Annotated in this window: 1 protein-coding gene; it reads right to left on the bottom strand. The window is 65.6% G+C overall.

Annotation, left to right across the window (positions count from 1 at the left end; translation table 11 throughout):
- Positions 1-87: 87 nt before the first annotated feature.
- Positions 88-534, bottom strand: a complete 447-nt coding sequence (locus ACFXB5_RS52680) for a PTS glucose transporter subunit IIA (protein WP_044579320.1) — start codon at positions 532-534, stop codon at positions 88-90.
- Between the last annotated feature and the right edge of the window lie 426 nt (positions 535-960).

The raw sequence follows: 960 nt of genomic DNA, 5'->3' as shown, positions 1-960 counted from the left end.
TGTAAACGACACTGGTCGGTGGTGGCGTATCGCGGCGCTGGTCGCCGCCCGGCCGGGACCCCATCGGCCGCGGGGCGCACGCCCGGCTCACCAGTTGAAGAGTGTGTCGCCAGTCTTCACATCGACGTCTTCCTTGACGTCGGACAGGGCATCGGCCGTGGCCTCGAGTGCCACGATCGGGCAGATCGGCGACTTGCCCGCGGCCACGGCGGTGGCCGGGTCCCAGCGCACGATCGCGTCACCGCGCTTGACGGTGTCCCCCTTGTTGATGAGGACCTCGAAGCCCTCGCCGTTCAGCTGCACGGTGTCGATGCCGAGGTGGGTGAGCACACCGTGCCCCTCCCCGTCCACGACGACGAACGCGTGAGGGTGCAGAGAGACGACGATGCCGTCGACCGGGGCCACGGCCACGAAGGGCTCGAGGACTGGGTCGATCGCCGTGCCCGGACCGACCATGGCGCCGGAGAACACCGGATCGGGCACCGCTTCGAGTCCGATCACGCGGCCGGCGACCGGTGAGGTCACGCTGGTCATGGGAGCCTCCCGGGAGGTGAAGATTCATCACGCGCCGTCACCACCTGTCCCGGACAGCGCACTGCCCAGAAGAGTAAGTCATAGGAACTACGGATTCCGCACACGTGGCGCAGGCGGGAGGGGGTGCCCGGGCCAGGAATCGATTTGCCACGGCCGCGCGGGGCGCTGTACTGTCGTATCCCTGCCCACCGGATGAAGCACCGCGGACATCTGCGTGTACATCCAGGTTCAGGGCGGCGCCATCAGCTACTTGATCCAAATCTCGGATCCCCTTTCGCATGCCTTGCGAGAGACACGGGTACGGAGAGCCGGAAATAGTCTGATAGCGTGTGAAACACCGAAGGGAAGCGCCCGGAGAAGCCGGTGAAACGGTTTCGAAGGAAGCGTCCGTTCCTTGAGAACTCAACAGCGTGCCAAAAGTCAACG

Origin of the sequence: Streptomyces sp. NPDC059455, assembly GCF_042750115.1 — a bacterium.
In the GTDB taxonomy this organism is placed as follows: domain Bacteria; phylum Actinomycetota; class Actinomycetes; order Streptomycetales; family Streptomycetaceae; genus Streptomyces; species Streptomyces endocoffeicus.
The sequence above is the reverse complement of the archived record's forward strand: the minus strand, read 5'-3'. Positions and strand labels throughout refer to the sequence as shown.

What these genes read in the sequence shown, in the direction of transcription:
- ACFXB5_RS52680 (WP_044579320.1), bottom strand. Translation starts at nt 534, where the DNA reads ATGACCAGCGTGACCTCACCGGTCGCCGGCCGCGTGATCGGACTCGAA.